The following is a 5,920-nucleotide window of genomic DNA, read 5'->3' on the forward strand; positions in this document are numbered from 1 at the left end:
CTCCTTTACGTTGCCGTCATCATCGACCAGCATCGCCGTGAAACGAAGGACCTTGCCCTCGCTGTCGAGAGTCATGCCGTTTACATTTTCAATCAGGCTATCCGCCTGGGCGGGGCCCGATGCGAGACAAAGGCTTGCCGCGATCGCGCATAAAGCCACCCCATGATTTTTCAGCCAAGCGTGCATATCATCTGCCTTTTTCTATTTTCTTTTCGGGAGCCGTGAGACCAGCGAACTTGTGTCATTGCGTCCGCCGCCTGCCGCCTGCACTTCGGCATAAAATTGATCGACCAGCGCCGCCACCGGAATGGTCGCGCCATTGGTCCTGGCTTCCTCGATCGCCAGCCCGAGATCCTTGCGCATCCAGTCGACCGCGAAGCCGAAATCAAATTCGTCCTTCGCCATGGTCGCCCAGCGATTGTCCATTTGCCAGCTTTGCGCGGCGCCGCCGGAAATCGCTTCGTGAACCTTGTCCAGGTCCAGCCGGCTTGCCTGGGCGAAGCGCAACGCCTCCGACAGGCCTTCGAGGACACCCGCGATCGCAATCTGGTTGCACATCTTGGTTGTTTGTCCGGCTCCGGTGCGGCCGACATGGACGATGCGTCCGGCATAAGCCGACATCACCGGTTCGGCGGCAGCAAAGGCTTGCTCGCTGCCGCCGCACATAATCGACAGGCTGCCCTTTTCCGCACCCGCCTGCCCGCCGGACACCGGCGCGTCGATGACATGAATGGCGCGACCTTCGGCTTCGACCGACAATTGCCGGGCGATGCGCGCGGACACGGTCGTATGGTCGATGAACAGAGCGCCGGATGCCATAGTCGAAAAGGCACCGTCGCGGCCCATGGTGACGGATGCGAGATCATCGTCATTGCCAACGCAGGTGATCACGATCTGCTTGTCCCGCGCCGCTTCTGCAGGACTGGTCGCCAGCGAACCGCCATGTTTGGCCACCCAGTTTTCCGCTTTGGCTCTGCTGCGGTTATAGACGGTCAGCTCGTGTCCCGCCGCGACCAGATGTCCGGCCATGGGTCCGCCCATCACGCCAATGCCGATAAATGCAATTTTCACCATAGATTCCCTTGCCCTTTGCAATGGCCATAATCATTGTTTCCCTCGATGGCCAGATGCGTTAGGGGCACGGACGATATGAACGACATCAAAGCCATCACCCTGCCATCCTTCGACTATGAAGATGTGAAAGCCGCGCACGACCGGATCAAGGACCGGGTTGTCCACACACCGACGCTGAAGAGCATCACGCTGTCCCAGCTCAGCGGAGCGGAAGTTTACCTGAAATTCGAGAATTTGCAGTTTACCGCGGCCTACAAGGAACGCGGCGCGCTCAACGCGCTGCTGCTGATGGACGAAAGCAAGCGCAAGGCCGGCGTTATCGCCGCTTCCGCCGGCAATCATGCCCAGGGTCTTGCCTATAATGCCCGCAATCTCGATATTCCCGCGACCATCGTCATGCCCAGCACGACACCGATGGTGAAGGTCGAGCAAACCCGCGGCCATGGGGCCGAAATCGTGATCTACGGCAGCAATTATGATGAAGCTTATGCCCATGCCATGCTGCTCTCCGAACAGCGTGGCCTGACCTATATCCACGCTTTTGACGACCCGCATGTCGCGGCCGGTCAGGGTACCGTGGCAATCGAAATGCTCGAGGCGATACCGGATCTCGACCGGCTGATCATCCCGATCGGCGGCGGCGGGCTGTTTTCCGGAATGGCCACCGCAGCGAGTGCGATCAAGCCCGGCATCAAGATGACCGGGGTGCAGGCCGCGCTCTATCCCAGCATGTATGCCAAATATTACGGAAAAACCATGGCAACGGGTGGCGATACGCTGGCCGAAGGCATTGCCGTGCGCAATCCGTCCGAATTTACCGCCGCGATCATCAGAAAATATGTGGACGACATATTGCTGGTCAGTGAAGCCGAACTGGAAGGGGCGGTCAGCCTGCTGTTGCAGATAGAGAAAACCGTGGTCGAGGGTGCCGGCGCCGCCGGCCTTGCCGCGCTGCTCGGCAACAAGGAAAAATTCGCCGGCGAAAAAGTCGGACTGGTGCTGTGCGGCGGCAATATCGACACGCGGCTGCTGGCCAACGTTCTGTTGCGCGATCTAGCACGGTCTGGTCGTCTGGCCCGCCTTCGCCTGCATCTGCGCGACCAGCCCGGGGCGCTCTACAATGTCGTCAAGCAATTTGCCGAACATGAAGTCAATATCATCGAGGTCTATCACCAGCGGGTCTTCACCAATCTGCCGGCCAAGGGGCTGATCACCGATATCGAATGCGAAGCCAAGGACAAGGAGCAGCTGGAAGGCCTGATCGCCGATCTCAACAAGGCCGGCTATGATGTCCGGCAGGTCGAACTGGCGGATTGAGCGATTGAGCCAATGTCTGCTTTGGGGCGACAGACGATAATAATGAAATGTCGTCTTTATTTCCTCTGCCGACCCAGTTACGGCCATTGCTTGAATGAAGCATAATGCCTCCATGAACAAGGAAGAAGAGCCCGATTGGCGGCGCAAGGCCGATCGCGAGGCCCTCAAATGGTCATGGGGCATCTGGCTTGCCTGTTTAACACACGCGCTCATTCTAGTGCTCGTGTCACGGTTCAATTATACGCTGGCCATGACGATCTGGCAGGCCTTAGCGTTGCTGATCCTGATGGGATGCTCATTTTTCTGGCGGCGCAGCAGATATCGGCCCGTGCTTCGCCCCTTCATACTCACCCTTGGCATCCTTAGTTTTTTAGGAGGCCTCTTGTCGCTGGTCCCAACGGGAGTGACGGATTGGGGTTGATAAGAACGTCAGCTCCCCACCCCACAAATGGTAATTCCCGGTGATTCGATGCGCGCCCAAGAACTGAAAGGCCGCTATCTCCTCAATCTCACCAGAACCGGAAATTCTTTTCCCAACCCCGAAGCGCACATCTAAATGACTTTTACATTGTTCAGATTTGGAATCGAATATAGCATGGTTCAGTGAAAAGCCTGCCTTACCTCGTTGCGATCTTCTTCATAGCTGGATGCAGGCCAGACGGTCCGGTAGTGAAATCCGAGTCAAAGATGACCGTTTCGGATGATGAAGTGGTTGTATTTGACGTAAGGCCGTTCGGCGACATCCCATACATGGCTTACATTGACCCGATTGATCAGCAGAGAGCTTTGTCACGTGATGAGCCTTGCACGCGAGAAAAGATGTTAGATGGTGAGACCGTAATCACAAGGCTGCCCACCGATCAATGCGTCTTCATGGAACCCGCAAAGGTTTGGCATGGTCGTTGGCTGAACCAATACGAACACTCTGTATTCTGCCCAACCGAAGCGAATCAAAAAGAATGTAACGGTGCGGATGCAGATATGTGGCTTACGGCAGCCCCATTGGATGAAGCAAATGGCAAGAGCTATATTATATCGTTTATCGGTAGAAAGACACGGTATCCCGGAGGGCCCGGAGGGTATGGTCATTTGAGCAGCTACGCCTCGGAAATCATTGTGGACCGCGTTATTTCCATCGAAGTAGCCTCAAGACCTGAAGACTGACATTGTCGGAGGAATTTTCCAGCAGACGATGGCAGCTCCCCTACCACAATCAGTCATTCGGAAGTTTCCCACCAAGCGCTAAAAGCGGACTAGCCTCTAACGACCCAAATGCGGACATTAGCATCTTTGGTCTCCAACGGCAGAGATGGCTCAAAAAGAGACGTTTTTGAATAATATATTCCATGTGAACTTACGACCCATATGTAGCGGCCAGGATAACGGTGACACTGCACTTTATTCCGAGCGATTGAACGAACTAGTGCACTGTCACCGCTGTTGCCCGGCAAGCGGAACTGCCGGACTAGTCCGACAGGGAAGCAAGCGCCTGGTCGAAAGCCACGGTCAGTTTTTTCAGCCGCCTTGCCATCATCCCCATATCGAGCGACCGCGCCATCGGATCATAGCGTTCCGGCACGGTGCCAAAGCCGATAAGCAGATCGAGCCAGCTCTGTTCGTCAAAAATTTCGCCTTCGAAAGCTACAAACCGGCCCCGGCTGCGAAACTGGTCGATTCTGGTCGCCAGGCTGTCCGGCCGCCTGCTCTCCCGCATCGCTGACCAGACGGGATCAGACCTCCTGTTCAGGGCAAAAGGCAGAAGCATAAAGTCCCGGATCTGCTCGGCCAATAGCAGATGACGCCGGTTAAATTCTCTCGCCTCGACCGTCATGTCCTGGCGCGCGGGCAGATGGTCCGCCAGGATCATCGCCTGCCGCTGCAACAGGATCGTGTCGGCTGACAGAAAGGGACCGAATCGCGCCGATGCGCGGCCCAATCGAACCAGATTGCCCAGCCAGGGCTGGCGGACATAACCCGGTTCGAACGGTTCTGGCTGGGCATCACCGTCGAGCAGTTTTTGCGCCGCCGCGTCCGTCCTGTCGCTCGATGCATAGAGCAGGCTGCTGATCGATGTGTCGCGGATCATGGTGGCGAGATATAGTCCGCCATCGACCGCGCGGGCGATATTGTGGTTTTTGCTGTCATATCGGCTTGCCGGGTTTTTGCCCGAAAGCAGGCGGTCAAACGGGAGACCGGCAATGGGCTGCCAATCGGCACGGGGATGCGCGGGCATTGCGTCGCTCAAGCCGCCCGACATATCGATGAAGAAATCCGCTTCGACCATCTGTTGATTGTCGAGCAAAACCCCGCTGATGGTACCGTTTTCTTTCCGATATTGCGCCGCCTCTGGTCTTGCCTGAATGACCTCCACACGATCCGGCGTCAGTCTGCTTCTGCACAGCGCCGCATAATCGATGCGGTCGATCTGAACGGTTGGGCGGAGCATGCTGAGCGGCGAGCGCGGGTCGCTGGATTGAAAGGCAAATTTCCCGGCCTCCGCCGCCCGCGCCGGCAAGCGAAACGGCTGATAGAGATAGGCCAGTCGCTCCGGCTGGTTATAGGTCAGAGCCGCGCGCAGCATGATCTGGTGGATATCTACATGCTCGATCGCTGGCAGACTGCCGGACCCGCAATGGAAGTAACGGCTGCCGTCGCCGGTCCAGTCCTGCAATATCGTTCCCAGAGCGAATAGCGCGCTTTCGGTCTCGCGCAATTCGTCGGCATCAATCCCCAGCCGGGCAAGAAACGGATCATCCAGCCGGATGGTGACGGCCGCAGGACCAACCGGGTCTGTATCCTCGACCGCAACCAGTTCGGTCCCGCTCGGCAGATCCCGACCCAGCAATGCGGCAACGGGCCAGAGTTCATGGCTTTTGCCGAAAAGCGCGATCCGCCCTACCCCGCTCATCGCGCGTCTGCCTTTCCGCCGGTGAAGGTCGCCCGATGTTTCTCGATAAAGGCCAGATGCTCGCTCATCTGGCCGGCCGCATTTGCAATCTCCATCCTGATCCGCTGCAACTGGGCCGTGCGTTCCGCATCGGCCATCGCATCGACCCGCGGGTCCCATGTTTCCGGCACGAGATTCTGGCCGATGAAGACCGACAACCAGCTGGGCGGCTGAAACAGTCCGTGATCATGACGCGGCACGATGGCCCGGCGGTGGAAGGCCTCGATCTTCTCGCGCAGGCTGTCCGGCCAGGCCATTTCCCGCAGGTCGCGCCAGAACGGTTCGTCGCGTTGATTCAGCACATAATGCAGCATCAGGAAGTCCCGGATCCGGTCATATTCGAGGTCCAGCAACCGGTTATATTCGTCCACGTCCGAAACGGCGCACTGCTTTTCCGGGAAGAGCGCGATCAGGTTGAGGATGCCGCTCTGGATCAGATCAATGCTGGTCGATTCCAGCGGTTCGAGAAACCCGCCGGACAGGCCGATCGCGACGCAATTCCTGTTCCACAATTTCGTGCGCTTGCCGGTCCGGAAGAACAGCTGCTTGGGATCTGCAATCGGCTCGCCCTCGAGATTGTTC

At 57.6% G+C, this 5,920-nt stretch carries 7 protein-coding genes; 3 read left to right on the plus strand and 4 right to left on the minus strand.

Annotated features, from left to right (window positions below):
• Together ACEW8J_RS14760 and ACEW8J_RS14765 are read right to left on the minus strand one after the other, a co-directional pair.
• Positions 1–186, minus strand: a 186-nt coding sequence (locus tag ACEW8J_RS14760; RefSeq protein WP_373489931.1) for a hypothetical protein, incomplete at its 3' end; no start/stop codon positions are given.
• A 15-nt stretch (positions 187–201) separates the two neighbouring features.
• Positions 202–1,074: an NAD(P)-dependent oxidoreductase gene (locus ACEW8J_RS14765; protein ID WP_373492402.1), complete on the minus strand. Its 873-nt coding sequence runs from the start codon at positions 1,072–1,074 to the stop codon at positions 202–204.
• A gap of 75 nt (positions 1,075–1,149) precedes the next feature.
• Here ACEW8J_RS14765 and ACEW8J_RS14770 point away from each other — a divergent pair, with 75 nt between their 5' ends.
• The 3 genes from ACEW8J_RS14770 to ACEW8J_RS14780 all read left to right on the plus strand — a co-directional run bounded on the left by ACEW8J_RS14770 (position 1,150) and on the right by ACEW8J_RS14780 (position 3,555).
• Positions 1,150–2,391, plus strand: a complete 1,242-nt coding sequence (locus ACEW8J_RS14770; RefSeq protein WP_373492403.1) for a threonine ammonia-lyase — start codon at positions 1,150–1,152, stop codon at positions 2,389–2,391.
• Between the two features lie 112 nt (positions 2,392–2,503).
• Positions 2,504–2,812: a hypothetical protein gene (locus ACEW8J_RS14775; RefSeq protein WP_373492404.1), complete on the plus strand. Its 309-nt coding sequence runs from the start codon at positions 2,504–2,506 to the stop codon at positions 2,810–2,812.
• Positions 2,813–3,078: 266 nt separating this feature from the next.
• Positions 3,079–3,555: a hypothetical protein gene (locus tag ACEW8J_RS14780; RefSeq protein WP_373492405.1), complete on the plus strand. Its 477-nt coding sequence runs from the start codon at positions 3,079–3,081 to the stop codon at positions 3,553–3,555.
• 301 nt (positions 3,556–3,856) lie between these two features.
• Here the strand turns inward: ACEW8J_RS14780 and ACEW8J_RS14785 are convergent, their stop codons facing one another.
• Together ACEW8J_RS14785 and ACEW8J_RS14790 are read right to left on the minus strand one after the other, a co-directional pair.
• Positions 3,857–5,299 carry a tryptophan 7-halogenase gene (locus tag ACEW8J_RS14785; RefSeq protein WP_373492406.1) on the minus strand — a complete coding sequence of 481 codons (1,443 nt, stop codon included), beginning with the start codon at positions 5,297–5,299 and terminating at the stop codon, positions 3,857–3,859.
• Positions 5,296–5,920 (minus strand): tryptophan 7-halogenase (locus ACEW8J_RS14790; protein WP_373492407.1); only part of this gene is annotated, 625 nt, incomplete at its 5' end. The genes ACEW8J_RS14785 and ACEW8J_RS14790, both read right to left, overlap by 4 nt.

Source organism: Parasphingorhabdus sp. (genome assembly GCF_041748495.1).
Lineage (GTDB): Bacteria > Pseudomonadota > Alphaproteobacteria > Sphingomonadales > Sphingomonadaceae > Parasphingorhabdus.